Origin of the sequence: Bacillus sp. 95MFCvi2.1, assembly GCF_000374965.1 — a bacterium.
Lineage (GTDB): Bacteria > Bacillota > Bacilli > Bacillales > Bacillaceae_G > Bacillus_A > Bacillus_A pseudomycoides.
This window is the reverse complement of sequence record NZ_KB895736.1, coordinates 1-19,882: the sequence shown is the minus strand read 5'-3', so window position 1 is coordinate 19,882 and position 19,882 is coordinate 1. Positions and strand designations below refer to the sequence as shown.

Below are 19,882 nucleotides of genomic sequence, written 5' to 3'. Positions count from 1 at the left end.
GAAACTGTTACGATAACGCAGTGATTGAAAACTTCTTTGGCATCATGAAGTCAGAATTTCTGTATCGAAAAGAATTTAAGAGTATAGAACATTTTAAGAAAGAACTAGCAAAATATATAAAGTACTATAATCATAAAAGAATTAAGGCAAAACTAAAAGGCATGAGCCCGGTACAATACCGGACCCATGCCCAAAAGGTTTCCTAATGAAATAACCTGTCTAACTTTATGGGGTCACTTCAGAGAGAACGGCTTTTTTGCGAGCGGTACCCGGTTTTATCAATTAAGAGATTTGTAATCCCAAAAGAAAAATAATTTCGTTTTGGGGCTGTTATAAAATAATTAAGTTGATGGACGTGTGGTGCTACCCCATACCTATCAAGCTAAGGTTTTAATATACCCCCTAAATGAAAATTTTCTTTCTCTACAGATAGTTATTTTGAGAAGTCAGCTCATTTTTTCATTTTAGGGGTGTTTACTTCTCTTAAGTTGATGGATATGTGGCGGTACCCCTTATAGGAGAATGGTTCCCGCGTTATTGGATATTTTAGAGTTTCGATCGAACAATGACGTACATCGCCCTGTAATAGATGCAATTGATTTACTCAAGCAATATAAGCTTACCAATCAATATACATACAATGAAGCTGATTACATTCCGATAGAAGGAGTTGTAAAACCAGCATGGATTGATACAGTTATTGATAAAGAAACAAATCGTATCAACCGAATGAATTATGAAATCTGCGTTCTTCAAGCTTTACGAGATCGATTGCGTTGCAAAGAAGTATTGGTAGTCGGAGCAGACCGATATAGAAATCCAGAAGAAGATTTACCAGAGGACTTTGAACAAAACAGGGAAAAACATTACGAAGCCCTACGGAAACCCCTTGAAGCACAAACACTTATTCAAGAATTAAAAAATAGTATGAATACGGCTTTGGAAAAATTAAATAAACATGTGAAGAACGAGAATAAAGTACGCATTTTGAGTAAAGGAAACGGGTGGATTTCTGTGTCTCCTTTGCAGGCACAGGCTGAACCAGTTAATCTCAATCTCGTAAAAGCAGAGGTTATGAATCGCTGGCCAATGACCGATCTTTTAGATATTTTAAAAGAAGCGGATTTACGTGTCCATTTAACAGATACATTTCAAACATTAGGGAATCGAGAGATTCTCGATACGGAGACACTTCAACGTAGACTTATCCTTTGTCTATATGGATTGGGAACGAACACAGGATTAAAACGTGTTGCTGCCGGGGACCATGGAGAAAGTTATAAAGAGTTGCTTTATGTGCGCCGTAAATTTATTCATAAAGAAAATTTACGACAAGCCATTTCAAAAGTAACCAATGCTATTCTAGCCACTCGTGTAACCGAAATATGGGGAAAAGGAACGACGGCATGTGCATCTGATAGTAAAAAGTTTGGAGCATGGGATCAAAACTTACTGACAGAATGGCATATTCGATATAGAGGTCGGGGAGTAATGATTTATTGGCATGTAGAAAAGAATTCTACGTGTATTTATTCGCAACTCAAATCTTGTTCTTCTTCAGAAGTAGCTGCTATGATTGAAGGATTGCTGCGGCATTGTACAAATATGGAAGTAGAGAAGAACTATGTAGATACACATGGACAAAGTGAAGTTGCTTTTGCTTTTTGTCATTTGCTGGGATTTCAACTGATGCCAAGGTTCAAAGCCATTCATGCACAAAAGTTGTATCGTCCGGATGTAGGTATGCAAGAGTCATATCCAAACTTGCAGTCAGTTTTAACTCGACCAATCAATTGGAATTTAATAGAACAACAGTATGATCAAATGATTAAGTATGCTACAGCCTTACGGCTTGGTACAGCTGAAACGGAGGCGGTTCTCAAACGATTTACCCGTAACAGTGGGCATCCAACTTATCGAGCACTAAGTGAATTAGGAAAAGCATTAAAAACCATTTTTCTCTGTGAGTATTTATCATCAGAAGAGATCCGGAGAGAAATCCACGAAGGATTAAATGTAGTTGAGAATTGGAACTCTGCTAACAGCTTCATTTTTTATGGAAAAGGAGGAGAGATTCAAACGAATCGTATGGAAGATCAAGAGATTGCCGTACTTTCTCTTCATCTCCTCCAAAATTGTTTAGTATTAATCAATACTCTAATGATTCAAGAAGTTCTCTTAGACAAAAATAAATCTTTACTGCAAAAGTTAGTGCCAGAAGATTTTAGAGCTTTAACACCACTTATCTATGCCCACGTAAATCCATATGGGACATTCAAATTAAATATGAAAGAACGTCTAACACTCCAGAGATCTTCTTAAGATTTTTCAAAAAAGAAACTTCCTTATGGTAGTAGAGGGCACCATATATACATTGATACCACTGAGTTGTTTACTACGACTACGAGGAGAATATTTTATTCCTTTCTTTGTAAGGTTCTCTTTATCGAGCAATCCATTAGCGAAAATTTGAAGAAACACAGTAGTAAAAAACTTCGTGTTTCTTCTTTAATATATTTATTAGAAACCACTTTGCACTTCCCGGCACAGTTGCTCCTTCTAGCCTTCATTAAACAAAGTAAAACCCACTGCGCACAAGGGTCCTTTAGTCATAAGCTTCACTAATTGTTTTGCAGTATATTTCGGTGAATATTTCATGTCATTTTGAAGCCACCAAATTGCCATCCCAACAACACAGGAAGTGATGAAATGGAATACCATATCCTTTGGAATATCTAAGTCATGGTCTTCAATTTTAAGCTCAATGAAATTTTGTTCAAGATTATCCATAATAGTCTGCTGCATTTTTAGGTTAAAATCATGAATGCCATGAGGTCCAAGCATGCTTTTATAAAAGTCTGCATGTTTTAATATACACTCAAATATGGATTGTAAAATCCCCTCGAATTCCGAAAGATCTATTTGATGTCCCTGCACATGGGCATATAGGACCATCTTACTTGTCAACTCTCCTAGTACATTCTTACTAAGCTTTGTTAACAAATCTTGTTTATCCCTGTAATGCGAGTAAAATGTTGCCCGATTGATGAGTGCCTCATCTGTGATGTCTTGAATGGTAATAGCATCGTATCCCTTTTCCGCTATCAGTTTGATAAAAGCATCATATATAAATTTCTTTGTCCGAATAATCCGCAGATCCGCTTTTTTCAACATCTTATACCTCCCTGTTCGTTATTGTCATTATACACAACAGATTTCATCCTTTTGTTTCTTATCGTACATTTATGTCTTAAATGTAAATTGAATTGTGTAGCGAAAACGATACAATTACATTATAAACAACATGTTTTTATTATAAATTACATGTTGTTCGTTATCTATCTTTTTGTTGAACGTATGCTAGGAGGATGAACATGAGAGAAGAACAAACAAGTAATATTCCACAACCCAAAACATATGGACCACTAGGCAACTACCCTCTATTCGACATGAGTCAACCTACTATTTCTTTTTGCGAGATGGCGAAAGAATATGGGCCAATATTTCGGTTGACTGCTCCAGGTTTTAAAACAATATGTATCTCTGAACACAAACTTGTAACGGAAGTCTGTGATATCAATCGTTTTGATAAACATGTTGCAAATGATATGGTGCATGTACGCAAATTTACGGGGGATGGTCTGTTTACGAGTAAAACATCGGAGCCAAACTGGCGAAAAGCCCATAATATATTGCTGCCAACATTCAGCCAACAAGCCATGAAGGGATATCATACCATGATGTTAGACATCGCTTCGCAGCTGATTCAGAAATGGGCTCGGTTGAATCACGATAGTGATCATATCGATGTACCGGGAGACATGACCCGCCTTACTTTGGATACGATCGGTCTTTGTGGTTTTAACTACCGATTTAATAGTTTTTATAAAGAAAAACATGATCCATTTATCGACAGCATGGTACGTGCACTTGACGAAGCTATGCATAAAATTGCCCGCTCGAAGGGCCTGGATACTCTGATGATTAGAAAAAACAGACAATTCCAAGATGATATACAAAGCATGTTTTCGTTGGTAGATAAAATTATTAAAGAGCGGAAGGCTAATGGAAATAATGGAGAGATAGATCTGCTGGCCCGCATGTTAAACAGTAAAGACCCTGAGACCGGGGAAGTGTTGGATGATGAGAATATCCGATACCAAATTATTACTTTCTTAATTGCTGGGCATGAAACAACAAGTGGTTTATTATCCTTTACGACTTATTTTTTACTGAAACATCCGGAAGTTCTGAAGAAAGCATACGAAGAAGTGGATCAGGTCCTCGGTGATTCCACTCCATCTTATAAACAAGTGCTAAACCTCAAATACATTCGCATGATTCTAAACGAGGCCATACGGTTATGGCCGACCGCTCCATCTTTTGATGTGTATCCAAAGGAGGATACTATAATCGGCGGACAGTATCATGTGAAAAAAGGTGAAGGGTTGACCGTGCTTCTTCCCGCGCTTCATCGGGATAAAGAAGTGTGGGGAGAGGATGCAGAAGAATTCCGTCCGGAACGTTTCGCAGACCCTTCCAAAGTACCAAATCATGCATATAAACCATTTGGGAATGGTCAACGTGCTTGTATCGGTATGCAGTTCGCACTTTATGAAGCTACGCTTGTGCTTGGAATGATTCTTCAAAAGTTGGAATTAATTGATTCTGAAAACTATCAGTTGAAGATTAAGCAATCATTGACCATAAAACCAGAAAATTTCAGAATTAGAGTTAAATTAAGAGAAGGGAAGGAAGTCGCACCTTTACTGAATCTTCCGTTAGATGATGAAAAGGAGAATGAAGAAAAGAAGAAAGTGACTTCTCAATATTCAAAACAAGAAGTACTTGAAGGTGCTGAAAACGTACCTCTGCTTGTATTATATGGTTCAAATCTAGGAAGAGCGGAAGAGTTTGCTAGGAAGCTCGCAGACCATGCAAGGTTACTGGGCTTCCAGAGCGATGTGAGAACATTAAATGATTATATCGGAAAGTTACCTAAAGAAGGTGCGGTACTCATTGTAACTTCTTCATATAATGGTCAACCTCCTGAGAATGCCGCTCAGTTCGTAAAATGGCTGGAACAAGCAAGCGCAGAGGAATGTACAGGGATCAGGTATGCAGTTTTTGGTTGCGGAGATCGAAATTGGGCGAATACTTACCAGAGTGTTCCGAAATTTATTGACAAAGAGCTTGAACTGAAAGGTGCCATAAGGTATACCGAAAGAGGAGAGGCTGACGCTGGAGGAGATTTCGAGAATGATTTTGCCCAATGGCAAAAGAACATGTGGAAGGATGTCTCGAATGTTTTTTGCCTAAAGATGAAAGAGGGAACAGAAACAGTGTCTCATCAATCATCGCTTTCCGTTCAGTTGATTTCAGGTCCTCATGCTAATCCAATCGTTCAAAAAAACGAAGCTGTTTATGCAACGGTGATTGCTAGCAGGGAGCTTCAGTCATCTGAAAGTGAGCGGAGCACTCGACATATTGAGATAGCCTTGCCGGAAGGAGTTACTTATCAAGTAGGAGATCACCTTGGAGTACTGCCAAGTAACAGCCGAAAAAATGTCAACCGAATTTTAAAACGTTTTAGATTAAACGAGAAGGATCAAGTCATTCTGAGTACAAGTGGAAGCAGTACAGCTCATCTTCCTTTGGACCGTCCTGTTAGTTTATTTGACCTTCTTAGCCATAGTGTTGAGATTCAAGAAGCGGCAACTCGAGCACAAATACGAGAATTGGCAAGATTTACAGTTTGTCCTCCTCATAAATACGAATTGGAAGCATTATTGGAAGATGGAGTTTATCAGGACCAAATACTAAAGAAACACATTTCAATGTTGGATCTTCTTGAAAAGTATGAAGCGTGTGAAATCCCGTTTGAACGCTTTTTAGAACTTCTCCCTGCACTCAAACCGCGTTACTATTCTATTTCAAGTTCTCCACTCGTTGCACAAGATCGTCTAAGTATTACGGTCGGTGTTGTTAGTGGACCTGCATGGAGTGGACAAGGAGAATATAAAGGTGTCGCATCTAATTATTTAGCTCAGCGTCACAATGAAGATGAGATTACTTGTTTTATTAGAACGCCAGAATCCCGTTTTCAGTTACCTGAAGATCCAGAAAAACCAATTATCATGGTTGGACCAGGTACTGGAGTTGCACCATTCCGTGGATTCTTACAAACGCGTCGTGTTCAAAAGCAAAAAGGTGTTAACTTAGGGGAAGCGCATCTGTATTTCGGTTGTCGTCATCCTGAAAAAGATTATCTCTATCGTACAGAACTAGAAAATGATGAAAAAGATGGCTTAATATCTTTACACACAGCTTTTTCTCGCTCGGAAGGACATCCAAAAACATATGTACAGCACTTAATGAAACAAGATGGAGCGAATTTAATTTCGTTATTAGATAACGGTGCCCACCTTTATATATGTGGTGATGGAAGCCGAATGGCACCGGATGTAGAAGATACTCTTTGTCACGCATATCAAGAAATGCATGGAGTCAGTGAACAAGAGGCAAGAAATTGGTTGGATCAGTTACAACATGAAGGACGATACGGAAAAGATGTTTGGGCCGGAATCTGAATTTGGGTAACTTTTCCCATCCCCTGAGAAGGGGGATGGGGGAAAACACCCAATTTATACTCACTTTTACAGGTTACTATTTTAGGAGGACTAATCATGACAACTAGCAATACGTACAAATTTTATGTAAACGGAGAATGGAGAGAAAGCTCTTCAGGAGAAATAATCGACATTCCATCTCCATACTTACACGAAGTAATTGGTCAAGTACAAGCAATTACTCGCGGAGAAGTAGATGAAGCAATTGCATCTGCAAAAGAAGCTCAAAAATCATGGGCTGAAGCTTCCCTACAAGATCGCGCAAAATATTTATATAAATGGGCTGATGAGCTCGTAAATATGCAAGATGAAATTGCCGATATCATTATGAAAGAAGTTGGTAAAGGATATAAAGATGCAAAGAAAGAAGTTGTTCGTACAGCTGACTTTATTCGTTACACAGTTGACGAAGCACTTCACATGCACGGAGAAAGCATGATGGGGGATAGCTTCCCTGGCGGATCTAAATCTAAACTTGCGATTATCCAACGCGCACCACTTGGTGTTGTATTAGCAATCTCACCATTTAACTACCCAGTAAACTTATCTGCTGCAAAACTTGCACCAGCACTTATTATGGGTAACGCGGTTATCTTTAAACCTGCAACACAAGGCGCAATTAGCGGTATTAAAATGGTTGAAGCACTTTATAAAGCAGGTCTTCCAAAAGGACTTGTAAATGTAGTTACAGGACGTGGTTCTGTAATTGGTGACTACTTAGTAGAGCATGCTGGCATCGATATGGTATCGTTCACAGGTGGTACAAATACAGGTAAACACTTAGCGAAAAAAGCTGCGATGATTCCACTTGTATTAGAGCTTGGTGGTAAAGACCCTGGTATCGTTCGTAAAGATGCTGACCTAGAGGAAGCTGCGAAACATATCGTAAGCGGTGCATTCTCATACTCTGGTCAACGTTGTACAGCAATTAAGCGCGTGCTTGTGCATGAAAATGTAGCAGACGAACTTGTTAGCTTATTAAAAGATCAAGTGGCTGAATTAACTGTTGGTTCTCCAGAACAAGACAGCACAATCGTTCCATTAATCGACGATAAATCTGCTGATTTCGTTCAAGGATTAGTTGACGATGCGGTAGAAAAAGGTGCAACAATCGTAATCGGTAACAAACGTGAGCGCAACTTAATTTACCCAACATTAATTGACGATGTAACAGAAGACATGAAAGTTGCTTGGGAAGAGCCATTCGGTCCAATCCTTCCAATCATCCGTGTTTCTTCTGATGAACAAGCAATTGAAATTGCGAACAAATCAGATTTCGGTCTGCAAGCAAGTGTCTTCACAAAAGACATTAATAAAGCATTTGCAATTGCTAACAAAATTGACACTGGTTCCGTTCAAATTAACGGACGTACAGAGCGCGGTCCTGACCACTTCCCATTCATCGGTGTAAAAGGTTCTGGTATGGGAGCACAAGGTATTCATAAGAGCCTTGAATCTATGACACGTGAAAAAGTAACTGTATTAAACTTAGTTTAATATTACAAAAAGAAGCTAATCTAAAATTAAGATTAGCTTCTTTATCCCTATAATGTGAGTGAAATGTTGCCCGATTAATGAGGACCTCATCTGTGATGTCTTGAATGGTAATAGCATCGTATCCCTTTTCCGCTATCAGTTTGATAAAAGCATCATATATAAATTTCTCTGTCCGAATAATCCGCAGATCTGCTTTTTTCAACATCTTATACCTCCCTGTTCGTTATTGTTATTATACACAACAGATTTCATCCTTTTGTTTCTTATCGTACATTCATGCCTTAAATGTAAATTGAATTGTGTAGTAAAAACGATATAATTACACTATAAACAACACGCTTTTATTATAAACTACACATTGTTCGTTATCTATCTTTTCGTTGAACGAATACTAGGAGGAATAATTTTAAATGCTTACAATAAAGCAATTTTTCAAACAAAAGATGGTTCTAGGTGGCTTGTTAGGCATTATGGCTGCTGTTATCATCGCTAGTTTTGCTTTTATGGGATCAACTGTTAATCCTGTACCTAAAAACTTGCCGATCGCTATAGTAATACAGGATACAGGTGTGAACTTACCAGGACAAAGAAGTGTAAATTTAGGAGATGAAATAAAAGAGCAAGTCCTGAAAAATAAGCAAAGCACAATTAAATGGACGTTTTTACAATCGAAAAAAGATGCATTGCAAGGGATGAAGGATAAGAAGTATTACGCTGCCATTGTGTTTCCACCAGAAATATCCCAGCAACTTGTATCGCTGACCACACCTAAGGGACAACAAACTGAGGTGCAAGTCTTGGTGAATCAAGGAATGAACTATAATGCCGCAATGGTTTCGAGCCAAATGATTGATAAGCTCATTGGAGGGATAAATGAAAATATCCGTAATACCTTGCTTGATCAGCTTTCACAAAGAAATATGACACTAACAACTGAACAGGCAAAGTTATTAGCAAGCCCATTACTTGTTAAAACGGAGTTGATTCATCCAGTTCAATCACATACAGGAAATGGAAATATCCCTGCTATGATGACACAAGTTTTATGGTTTACTATTCTTATCAGTTCATTAATTTTATTTATGGCTGTCCAAAAGTTTACAAACGGACGTATGACAGGAAAATTAGTCCTATCACAGATTCTTGCAGGTTCTGTTTTCGTGATAGTAATTGCAAGTTTAATTCTTTTCATTGCTCATACTATACTCGGGGTAAACATACCAAACCAAGGAGAAATTTTCTTATTATTACTTTTCTTTGGCTTTATGTTCTTTCTTTTGCAAAGTGCAGTACTCAACTGGATTGGGCGTCTAGGGGTACCAATATTAATGCTAGTCTTCTTCTTTTCTATGCCAATCTTATCATTGGCACACGAATTTCTTCCGGATATGACAAAATATTGGTTATATTCTTGGACCCCTCTTAAATACAGTGTAGAAGCATTGCGTAGCAGTTTCTTCTTTGAAGGGTACGGAATAGGATCAAATGTTCAGACGATGGGGCTTTTTGGACTTGTATCTCTTATAATTATGACACTGTCTGTATTCAAAAAAGATAAACAAAAAGGTTCTTTATCTACTGCATCAGTATAGAGGAAGTAAATCTATAGTCAAAAAGATACAAGGGTTTCCCTTATATCTTTTTGGCTTTCATGCGCTCGACTTTATTCAGCATTATTAAAAGGGAACTGGAATATCATAAAATTCCGGTTATCGAACAATAAATTAGCGAAAACTTGAAGAAACGAGTCTTAGAAACTCCATAATTTATTAATCTATTACATTTTATGTAAATGATATGATGAGCTAGGGCAGCAACCCTATGATTATCCCTAATAGAAACGTTAGGTTACAGCTTCCATATACGAATCCTATATTTAAGAAAGAATAGGTGAATTTTATAAAGATGAAAAATCCTAAAGTTCAATTATTATTTGTATTTACACTTGTCTCTATCGTTCTCTTTCTGTTGGATACATCCATTATCTCACTATACAACTTTGTCGATGTACTATGGTCTATCACAATAGTAGGAATTGCCTTCATTATTTTTATCGAAAACCGTTCTCCACAAAGTACTTTAGCATGGTTTTTAGTATTAGCACTTCTTCCTGTTGTTGGTGTACTTTTGTACGCTCTTTTTGGCCGAAGTCGTTGGAGAAGAAAAAAGCATCTACATCGTTCAGAAGAACAAAGAAAATTATTCCGTGAGATTTTAGAAGGAAAACGCCTAGATTTATCATTTACTTCCTCATTAAGTGAGCGCTCTACTTATTTAACACAGGTTGTACAAAAATTCGGTGGCGGTCCTGTTGCCAATAATACCACAACAAAACTTTTAACAAATGGGGATCAAACATTTACAAACATTATACAAGCTATTGAAAATGCTACACATCATATACATATTCAATACTTTATTTATCGAGCAGATGAAATTGGTACAAAAATTCGAGATGCATTAATAAAGAAAGCAAAATCTGGTGTAATTGTACGCTTTCTTTATGATGGGATCGGAAGCAATTTATTACGAAATCGTTTCTTACAACCCATGAAAGATGTAGGAATTGAGGTTGTGGCATTTGATCCCATTCGTTCGCCATGGCCACTTGAAACAGTAAATTATCGTAATCATCGTAAAATTGTCATTGTAGATGGCGAGATTGGTTTTACAGGTGGGCTCAACGTTGGAGATGAGTATCTTGGTCGTTCGAAAAAATTCCCAATTTGGCGTGATAGCCACTTAAGAATAGAAGGAAAGGCATTGTACACATTACAAGCAGTATTCCTTGAGGATTGGCTCTATGCCTCTAGTAGTCTAAATACTTATTCTTGGAAGCAATTTATGAATACAAAGTACTTTCCAGGTAAAGAAAAGTATCATGCAGAAGGTGCTGTTCAAATTGTAGCAAGTGGACCAAGTTCAGATGATACAAACATTCGTAATACTTTACTTGCTGTTATAGGTTCTGCTAAGAAATCAATTTGGATTGCAACACCCTACTTCATTCCGGATCAAGAAACATTAACATTACTACGTTTAAGTGCAATGGCTGGAATAGATGTCCGCATTCTATATCCAGGTAAGAGAGATAGAATCATGAGTGATCTAGCATCACAATCATACTTCGCACCACTTTTAAAAGCCGGCGTTTCCATTTATAGCTATAAAGATGGTTTTATGCACGCTAAAATTGTACTTGTAGATGATGAAATTGCAACAATTGGTACAGCAAATATGGATGTCCGTAGCTTTGAACTAAATTATGAAATCATTAGCGTACTTTATGAATCTAAGACAGTTCTTGATATTAAACGTGATTTTGAAGAGGACTTTAAGCATTCGTCTGAAATTAGATGGAAATCATTTCAAAAACGCAGTATTCGAAAACGAATACTGGAATCCCTAATGCGTCTAATTTCCCCTTTATTATAATTCCGAAAAAAGTAATCAAAACAAATTTGATTACTTTTTCCTTTACACTAACATAAAGGTATTATATAATTAAGTTAACTAAACTAAACTATATGTCGAAACGAAAAAACGGCGTACAATGGAATAACAGAATGATTGGAGGAAGAATAGTATGACTAGTTCTTATAAAGAAGTAATTACCGACATGAACCGAGCCTACAATGAATTAAACATTTTACTATCTCAGGAGTTAAAGAATGAGTTTGGTCTTACAGGGCAGCAAGAGAACATGATAATCTATATTAATTTAAATAAAAATACTACAGCTAACAGTATTGCGACCACTTTTAATATATCCAAAAGTGCTGTCAGCCAAGTTTTATCTAAATTGGAGAAACATAATATGATTTCGAAACACGTAAATCCTAACAATAAACGTGAGTATTTCCTTACAATTGGTCCTAACGGTAGCAAGTATATAGAACGATTGTCTCAGCTAGATGATTTACTTATTGAGAAATACTTTTCTAAAATTGATATCGAAGCCTTGCAGCAAATGACCGATACCTTAATTAAAATAAATCAAATTATACTGGAAGAAAAAAAGAAGACCCTTGAGCCTAAGTAATAAAGTCTCAATGAGAAAGGTAAAGGAGTACAGCATGATTCGTATGGCACTAAGGGCATTTAAAATACAAATGTATTATTTGCTAGGCACGATGTTATTAGGATGGATTATGACGCCTTTTTCGCCCCATTTTTTAGGTGCAAGCATTGGCTTGCTTGTTAGTATGTATTGTGTTTGGATTTTAGGAAGGCGTATTGAAAAGTTTGGAGATAGCATTGTAAAAAAAACAAAAACACCGACGCTTGGTATGATTAATCGGTTTGCAGCAGCGATACTCGGTGCGATTATTATGTATGAGATTGAACACCATAGTGTCATATGGACATTTGCTGCCGGAATTATGGGTGGTTATTTCTTAATTGTGATTAATTTAGGGTATTATAGCATGAAAGATGGGAAGAAATAGATTAGCATAAAACTTTTTTTGGGGCACAGCACATCGCTATCAAGCTAAGGTTAATAAAAGTCATTTTCAAAAATGGCTTTTTTCTTTTTCTAAAAAACCAGTGTAGATTATTGGAAATTCTGCATATCAAATAAACCCTAACGGGTTTCATTTTTTTATTGGGGTCCCGCCACATTACCATCAACTTAAGAAATTAAATGTTCCCCAAAACGAAAAAAATGAACTAAATTCTCATGGACACCTATGAAAAGATGAAATTTTCGTTTTGGGGGCACTTCAAAATATTAGCTTGATGGGCATGGGGTCCCGCCAGCATTTCGAAAAAAAATCACGTTAAGAGCATGCAAGATTTTATACAGTTTTTCGGCTAATCCAATAACAAACAAGAACTCGAAAACCCACACCATGATAGGAATGTATAAAAAATTGCATAGATTGATAGAAAGAGAAAAGTCAGATTCCTTATGAGAGTAGGGAACCACCTTGTCTTCGCTACTGATAATGAGACGTTATGTTAACTCTATATGAATATGATATTTATAGAGATGTTATGTCTTCATGCTTCCTTTTATGGTAAAATTTCCATAAAAGAAGAGGGGGAAAACTATGTTTATAAATTTTAGGTTACCAGCCCTTTTATTAATTATAATTTGGGTTCTTTATAAAGTTATCTATTATGGCTTGAACAGAAATAGGTTTAAATTACATAGGGAATTACTCTCTACTTTATGTTTTATATATGCTGTAGGAGTAATAAGTGTAACTATTTTCCCTTTAGCAATAGGTCTTCAAGAGTCGTTCCCAACGAAAAATAATTATGTTCCTTTTGCGAGTATAAACGAACTACTACATCATTTTTACTTTATGGTCCCTTTGCGCAATATAGGAGGAAACATTCTACTGTTTGTACCTTTTGGAATTCTAATACCAATGAAATTCAAAAAAGTAAATAAAGGGTTTAAAATAGTATTGTTGGGGTTTTTAAGCTCTTTGACAATTGAATGTATCCAGTTATGGCTTACTTTTAGATCATTTGATATTGATGACATTATTTTAAATAGTTTTGGGGTCTATATTGGATTCTTAATCTATAAGTGGATCACTCTGATTTTTATGAGTAGACAATCCGATGAAAAGATACATCAAGGGCTTTAATCCAACTTCTGATAACGACAATTATGTAAATACGAAACCCCTTCAGCAAGTAAATTGAAGGGGTTTTTTCTAGATACAGTGACTACTGATAAGTGGTATTATGTCAATTAAAGGTATATTAGGATGTAATTTTTTAGAAACTATACACGGCTATTCTGTAACATTAAAGATAAGTAATAGTATATAGGATTTTTAAATCAACATCCTATCTATAATGTTGCACATTTTATTTATAAGATGAAGAGGAGAAACTAGATTGAGAGAATGTCGTTTTAAAATAAGTTTATCATTAGAAGAAGCTAAAAAACGTTATTGTGATTGGATGAATAAAGATATCGAATTTCAATTAGATGAATATGGGAATTTTATTGATGAATCAGTGTATTTTTCTGAACATGAAGATGGATGGACATATTTTGTAGACCTTGAAGGCGAAGTATTCTTTGGTCTATCAAATGTATCTTGGATAGAACTTGCAAAAGAGAATTCTGTTACGTACGCTTACTATGATGAAAATTTTAATGCAGAACTTATAATTATAGAAAAAGGTTCATTAATAAGAGAATTTTCACTTTATGAAGATGAATCAGATAACAATATAAATTTCGGAGAATTTGAATATGAAAAAGGTTCAACAATAAAAGAATGGAATAATGTAGTAACTTTTCTTGAAAAAGAATTAATTATTTAATTAATAATGTGTTTAACTTATACTGTGGGGCGTGTTAGAAGGCTCTAAGAATAAATTCAGTCTTAGAATACAGACAGTACTATTAATACTCTTTGTTTTGTTTTGTTTTGTTTCTTATAACAATAGAGGTAGGTATACTAGAAGACAGATAGGGGTAGCAGTATGGGTGAAAAGAAATTTATAAACTATGAGAAAGACCCAGAGTATTTAAACGACTATGTAGCATTTACAAGTAAAAAGTTTGGAAAAACCTATTATTTGACTACAGACGTTAAGGGGTACACAGAGTATGAATTGGAAGCGTATATTGTAGAACTGGAAGCATATAAGAAAAAGAAAAGAAAGAAAAATTGGATATACTTTGGTTGTTTTGTATTGTTCTGTATAGTCTTGTCAGTAATAGAGGGGTATCAAAACGCTGAACTAGTTGCGAAAGGTAAGTCAATAGAAGCACCTGTTCTTGGGAGACATGTTGAGACCGAGTATCTTATCCTTGAACACCCTACTTTAGAATTAATTGTTGATGATAAAGTTAAAAAGTTATGGGTAAAGCAAGAGTTGTATGACAGTATAACTGTCATGGATAAGGTAAAGGTAATTGAATATAAAGGTGAGATTAAGTTAGACCCTAGATACAAAGGTGAAGACTTAATTATAAGGTTTATTAAAAAGGAAAAAGGGGTAGGAGAGTAAAATAAAAAAAGGTGTGGTATTAGTAGGGGTCCCGCTAACCAAATGACATAAAACCCACGATAAGACATTTTTTTGGAAGTTAAATCCTTAATTTTAGTACGCTAAGGGTTTTCCATGCTATAAAAAGGTAATAAACATCTTCAATTTCTTTGTAATAAAAAGGATGTCAAAAAGTTTTGATACAGATTAAATTTGTTACACATTTTTGTTACGCCAAAATCAACAAATTGCTTAGTAATAAGCTTTAAACAAAGCATTGTAACAAAAACGTACAGTATTGTTACGATATAAATACTCCTTAGCGTGGGTTTTATGTTAGTGCCTTGGCTGTACCCCTATAAGGGATTACCATATCATTTAAAAAAACTCTGATCTTTTTAAAATCAGAGTTTTTTATATTAACTACTTTTAATAATTTAAATTAGATATATTCATAAATTGATTTTATTTAAAATAAAATTTTTATCCACGGGTTTCTGTACCTGTTTATTTATATTGTTTTGAATGTATACTTTTCTATTAGTTTTTGAGGAAAATGGGTAAGTTTCGATAAAGTCAATGTTTTCGGTAATTTGCAAGTAAACTACTTGCATTCTTTTCTATATAATTTAATAGAATAAATAGCTCCAATAAAGAATACCAAGGCTTGAGTTAATATAAAGAATTGACGGAAATACATGTCTTTACTAACTAAAGAAGTAAATATGGAATTCATTAGAATTTGAGTAACAAACATACAATAAGTAATTTTTAAATAAATAGTATTTGTTCTTTCATCTGGTTTACCAATTTTTTTGTAGATAATAAAAAGTACAATTGCTGAACCCAACATCAAAAGGCTTGTAAAACCTACAAAGATATTGAAATTATCTGTGCTTTCTGACATCCAGTTGTTTAATAGATCAAGCATTATTATCTTCCTTTCCTACATAAGAGAATATTTCGTTTATATCAACCTCAAAATAATTTGCAATTCTATATGCTAACACCAGTGAAGGAGAATAATTATTCTTTTCCATAACAAATATCGTTTGCTTAGAAACTCCAACAGCATCAGCTAAATCTTTTTGTGACATTCTTCTTAATACTCTATGTTCATATACTTTATTTACTATAGAATCACCAAATTTTTCCTTGATAGTTAACACCTTCCTTTCTTAACACCTATATTAAACATATTTTATAAAAAAGTAAAGTTTAATTATACAAAAAATAATTTTTTTTATATAAATTAAAAGAAATTCTATATAATCTTTTGAATTTTAAACTTATAAAAGAGAAGGAACTCTATGAGGGAAATTTAGTTTGTCTGAGAGGGTATAATAAGCTTATATGAGGTTGGTTTTATAGAAAAAAAGAAAACAAAATGAAAGTAAACAAATAATAAAAAGTTTACTTTCAGTAATAACAAAAAAAGTCCCCTTTCAAAAATAAAATGTACCCTATAGGGTAGACACTAAAAAAGTCTCCCTATAGGTTTTTTTGTATATAATTAAGAAAAACATAAAGACTGGGGAAATTTATGAGTAAAAAGGTTTTTACAGAGAAAGAAATTAAGCGATTATCATCTAATCAATATGTTAAATCTGTCAGCTCAAAAAGTATCACATATACGGATGAATTTAAGCGTATATTTATTGGTGAAAAAGAGAAAGGCAAGCTTCCAAGACAAATCTTTGAAGAATGTGGGTTTGATGTAGAAGTCTTGGGAATGGATAGAATCAAGGCAGCGAGTAAAAGATGGCGAAAAGCTTACAATGAAAACGGGATTAGCGGCCTACGTGACACTAGATTTGGAAGTTCAAAGGGTCTTAGAGAAAGAGAACTGACTTTGGAGGAGAAGAACGCTCGCTTAGAAGCTCAAATTAACTTACTAAAGGTAGAAAATGAACTGTTAAAAAAGATTCGTTTGATAGAAAGGGGGCAAAAAAAGTAGCCCTTCTTTCTAGTCAAAAATATATCCTGATTCGTTCGGTGATAGAAACATATCAACTCAAACATATGGTGAAATACCTATGTGGAGTAGCTGGTGTCTCAAGAAGCGGTTATTATAACTATTTCTCTGTGAAATCACAGGAACAAAGACGTAAAAAAGATAAGAAGGATGAAGGAGTAAAAGAGCTCATCCTAAAAGCCTTCCATTTCAAGGGTCGCAAGAAAGGGGCTCGTCAAATCAAAATGACTTTGGCGGATCAATTTCAGGTTGTCTACAATTTGAAACGTATACGACGAATCATGAAGAAATACGGCATTATATGCCCAATTAGAAAAGCGAATCCTTATAGACGAATTGTGAAAGCTACAAAAGAACATCGAGTTGTGCCAAATGTATTGAATCGTTAATTTAAGCAAGAAATCCCTGGTAAAGTTCTTCTAACAGATATCACATATTTATTTTATGGAAAAGGTCAGAAAGCTTACTTATCGGTCATTAAAGATGGTTCGACTAGCGAAATTTTAGCCTATCATATATCAGAACGTATGACAGTGGAATTAGCTACAGATACTTTTCTAAAGTTAAAAAGGAACAAAAACTTCCAGAAAGCAAAAGATGCCTTGATTCACTCAGATCAAGGAATTCAGTATACGCACCCCCATTTTCAAAAAGTAGTTAAGAAACTAGGGTTACAACAATCCATGTCAAGAAGAGGAAACTGTTGGGATAACGCTCCCCAAGAATCTTTCTTTGGCCATCTTAAAGATGAAGCCTCTATTAAAGCATGTACAACTTTAGATGAATTAAAAAGTGAAATTAAACAATATATGATTTACTACAATCACTACAGATACCAATGGAATTTAAAAAAGATGACTCCTGTACAATACAGAGATCATCTTCTTCGAGCTGCCTAGGCTTTTTTTTATGTCCTTTTCAAAGGGTACATTTTAGTTCTTGGTGTATCACTCATGGAGGCACTAAGGAAGTCCTTTTCAATTAGTTAAATTCTTTCTGCCCCCAAATGGTACAAGAAAAGAATGGATTATCACAAGAAAAGCAATGTTTAAATGATTTGGAGAGCCAAAATCTAAAGTTGAATAAAATAATCACTCAAATTTTGCGTTTAGGAAAAAAACGGGTGCTCAGATTCGTTTGTATGACGAGATAGGGGGCAAATTAATGCAATTATATTCAATGAAGCTAAGTGATTATAAAGAAGAAGATAGAGCGTTATAAGTGATTTTAGTTAAATCTGTAGGTATCTTATTTTATTTTTCATAAGAATAAATGTAAAATTCTACATACCGTATTTATAATAAAAAACAAATTAACCGAATTTAGGGGTTTCCTTGCTTTTTGTTTGGAGTGCTGGCTCGTCGTGTGGGGACGAAACCCCACGTACTAAACGTATCAAAATTTTGAGTAAGAACTATTTTTGAACGAATGATCTAAGCGGTTCGGCTCGTATAATTGCTAGTCCAAGTCGAGAACAATTGCTTTGCTTTTTGTCCTTCGGCTTGGCGAAAAAAGCGAATCGAGCCGAAATGACTTAAGATCTATCCTTCTATTTTACTTTCTAGTAATACTTTTATATATTGCGTTTAGATGTTTAGGTGTTAAACTATTTGTATATTATCTAAATATCCATCTGAACAGAAAAACAAGGAAACCCTTGTTTTTCTGTTCAGATGTTTAGATGTTTAGAAGGATGGTGATCTGAACAGTGCAACAAAAAGACTGGTTATCAGCTGAAGAAGTAGCCAAGGAAATAAAAGTATCAGCTATGACTATAAAACGAAACTGTCAAACCTACGGTAGTTTTTTAAATTTCCAACAAGGTGAAAAGAACAAGTATTTAATTCATCAAGAATGTATACCTGTTTTTCAATTTATAGCTAAAATGAGAAATAAAAGAAACCTCCAAACAAAACAAATTATTGAGCTCCTCAGTAAAGAAGGATTACCTGAATATATAGACATTGAACCTATCCAAATAACTAAACAACAACCTGAACAGATCCAAGTAGGAGAAGGAGTTGTAGCTATTCAGGAATTGGATAGAATTGTTGCTGAAAGAGTATCTGAACTGCTAAAAAAACATGAAGAAAATTTAAAGGAATGGTTAACTGAACAGCAAAAACAACAACAGGATTTTCAAAAAATTAATGAACGTGATCAAAACCTAATGGCTATGATCCGTGAAAACCAGGAGACTAAAAAATTGATTGCAGCCACCCAACAAAAAAAGTGGTGGCAATTTTGGAAATAGAAAAAGCCTTGCTTATATGCAGGGCTTTTTTATACAGAATTCTATACAGATTTTTGTACTAATAGGGTAATTTTTCCTAAATCCCCGAAAAGGGGGAATAAGATTGATTCATTATAAATTTATATGTTATTTCAAAAAGTACACTTTATGACAATGCTGAAAATCTAGACTATTTCATTTCAAAAATACAACTTAATAATGTTTGAAACATGTCGTACCCCTTATTAACAATACAAAGAAAGGGAACCTGCTACATCCTTATATGCAATATTGCATATAAGGATGTATTGATAAAGCATAAGCGCTTACTATAATATAGATCACATCGTAGCAACAACAAAAGGAGGTGAAATCATATGGCAATCGCAACGGCAGTTTTAAAATTTATCGGTGGGATCCTTCCACTCGTACAAGAACTTTTAAAAGCAGTAATGTAAGTTCGTTATTCAGCAATTATTTATACAAATGATCTGTAGTATAGCGAAGATGAATCAAGGTCCAGATCAGAGGAGGTGAAATCATATGGTAATCGCAACGGCAGTTTTAAAATTTATCGGTGGG

Annotated in this window: 14 protein-coding genes and 3 pseudogenes; 13 read left to right on the top strand and 4 right to left on the bottom strand. The window is 35.0% G+C overall.

Going from position 1 to position 19,882, the window contains the following annotated elements; all coding sequences use genetic code 11:
- Both C568_RS0128625 and C568_RS31485 read left to right on the top strand, forming a co-directional pair.
- Positions 1-206: IS3 family transposase (locus C568_RS0128625; RefSeq protein ID WP_018783535.1), on the top strand; the 206-nt coding region annotated here is incomplete at its 5' end.
- Positions 207-504: 298 nt separating this feature from the next.
- A pseudogene (locus tag C568_RS31485) lies at positions 505-2,322 on the top strand (Tn3 family transposase); the annotation flags it as partial.
- A gap of 237 nt (positions 2,323-2,559) precedes the next feature.
- Here C568_RS31485 and C568_RS0128615 read toward each other — a convergent pair.
- Positions 2,560-3,174: a TetR/AcrR family transcriptional regulator gene (locus tag C568_RS0128615; RefSeq protein ID WP_018783533.1), complete on the bottom strand. Its 615-nt coding sequence runs from the start codon at positions 3,172-3,174 to the stop codon at positions 2,560-2,562.
- A 200-nt stretch (positions 3,175-3,374) separates the two neighbouring features.
- On the opposite strand from C568_RS0128615, the gene C568_RS0128610 reads away from it, so the two are divergent.
- Complete coding sequence (locus C568_RS0128610; RefSeq protein ID WP_018783532.1) at positions 3,375-6,590, top strand: bifunctional cytochrome P450/NADPH--P450 reductase; 3,216 nt, start codon at positions 3,375-3,377, stop codon at positions 6,588-6,590.
- Positions 6,591-6,686: 96 nt separating this feature from the next.
- The gene (gene gapN, locus C568_RS0128605; RefSeq protein ID WP_018783531.1) at positions 6,687-8,126 is read left to right on the top strand and encodes an NADP-dependent glyceraldehyde-3-phosphate dehydrogenase; all 1,440 of its coding nucleotides are present in this window, start codon (positions 6,687-6,689) and stop codon (positions 8,124-8,126) included.
- A 37-nt stretch (positions 8,127-8,163) separates the two neighbouring features.
- On the opposite strand, the pseudogene C568_RS0128600 reads toward gapN, so the two are convergent.
- Positions 8,164-8,331: pseudogene (locus C568_RS0128600) on the bottom strand (TetR/AcrR family transcriptional regulator); the annotation flags it as partial.
- 205 nt (positions 8,332-8,536) lie between these two features.
- On the opposite strand from C568_RS0128600, the gene C568_RS0128595 reads away from it, so the two are divergent.
- The 7 genes from C568_RS0128595 to C568_RS0128565 all read left to right on the top strand — a co-directional run bounded on the left by C568_RS0128595 (position 8,537) and on the right by C568_RS0128565 (position 15,113).
- On the top strand, positions 8,537-9,718 hold the full coding sequence (locus C568_RS0128595) for a YhgE/Pip domain-containing protein (protein ID WP_018783529.1): 1,182 nt from the start codon (positions 8,537-8,539) through the stop codon (positions 9,716-9,718).
- Between the two features lie 313 nt (positions 9,719-10,031).
- Positions 10,032-11,561, top strand: coding sequence for a cardiolipin synthase (locus C568_RS0128590; RefSeq protein WP_018783528.1), 1,530 nt, complete (start codon positions 10,032-10,034; stop codon positions 11,559-11,561).
- Positions 11,562-11,712: 151 nt separating this feature from the next.
- Positions 11,713-12,168 (top strand): MarR family winged helix-turn-helix transcriptional regulator, encoded by a 456-nt coding sequence (locus C568_RS0128585; protein WP_018783527.1) that lies wholly within the window; start codon positions 11,713-11,715, stop codon positions 12,166-12,168.
- A gap of 34 nt (positions 12,169-12,202) precedes the next feature.
- Complete coding sequence (locus C568_RS0128580; RefSeq protein WP_016114392.1) at positions 12,203-12,574, top strand: ATP synthase subunit I; 372 nt, start codon at positions 12,203-12,205, stop codon at positions 12,572-12,574.
- Positions 12,575-13,180: 606 nt separating this feature from the next.
- Positions 13,181-13,729, top strand: a complete 549-nt coding sequence (locus tag C568_RS0128575) for a VanZ family protein (RefSeq protein WP_018783526.1) — start codon at positions 13,181-13,183, stop codon at positions 13,727-13,729.
- A gap of 256 nt (positions 13,730-13,985) precedes the next feature.
- On the top strand, positions 13,986-14,420 hold the full coding sequence (locus C568_RS0128570) for a hypothetical protein (RefSeq protein WP_018783525.1): 435 nt from the start codon (positions 13,986-13,988) through the stop codon (positions 14,418-14,420).
- A 162-nt stretch (positions 14,421-14,582) separates the two neighbouring features.
- Positions 14,583-15,113, top strand: coding sequence for a hypothetical protein (locus tag C568_RS0128565; RefSeq protein WP_018783524.1), 531 nt, complete (start codon positions 14,583-14,585; stop codon positions 15,111-15,113).
- Positions 15,114-15,696: 583 nt separating this feature from the next.
- On the opposite strand, the gene C568_RS0128560 is transcribed toward C568_RS0128565, so the two are convergent.
- Together C568_RS0128560 and C568_RS0128555 are read right to left on the bottom strand one after the other, a co-directional pair.
- On the bottom strand, positions 15,697-16,023 hold the full coding sequence (locus tag C568_RS0128560; protein WP_018783523.1) for a hypothetical protein: 327 nt from the start codon (positions 16,021-16,023) through the stop codon (positions 15,697-15,699).
- Entirely contained in the window at positions 16,016-16,252 is a 237-nt protein-coding gene (locus C568_RS0128555; protein WP_029427931.1) for a helix-turn-helix transcriptional regulator, read from the bottom strand. The genes C568_RS0128560 and C568_RS0128555 overlap by 8 nt, the downstream gene beginning before the upstream one ends.
- Before the next feature lie 383 nt (positions 16,253-16,635).
- Here C568_RS0128555 and C568_RS33905 point away from each other — a divergent pair.
- Positions 16,636-17,966, top strand: a pseudogene (locus C568_RS33905) (IS3 family transposase).
- 809 nt (positions 17,967-18,775) lie between these two features.
- The gene (locus tag C568_RS0128540; RefSeq protein WP_018783518.1) at positions 18,776-19,321 is read left to right on the top strand and encodes a DUF3967 domain-containing protein; all 546 of its coding nucleotides are present in this window, start codon (positions 18,776-18,778) and stop codon (positions 19,319-19,321) included.
- Positions 19,322-19,882 lie beyond the last annotated feature (561 nt).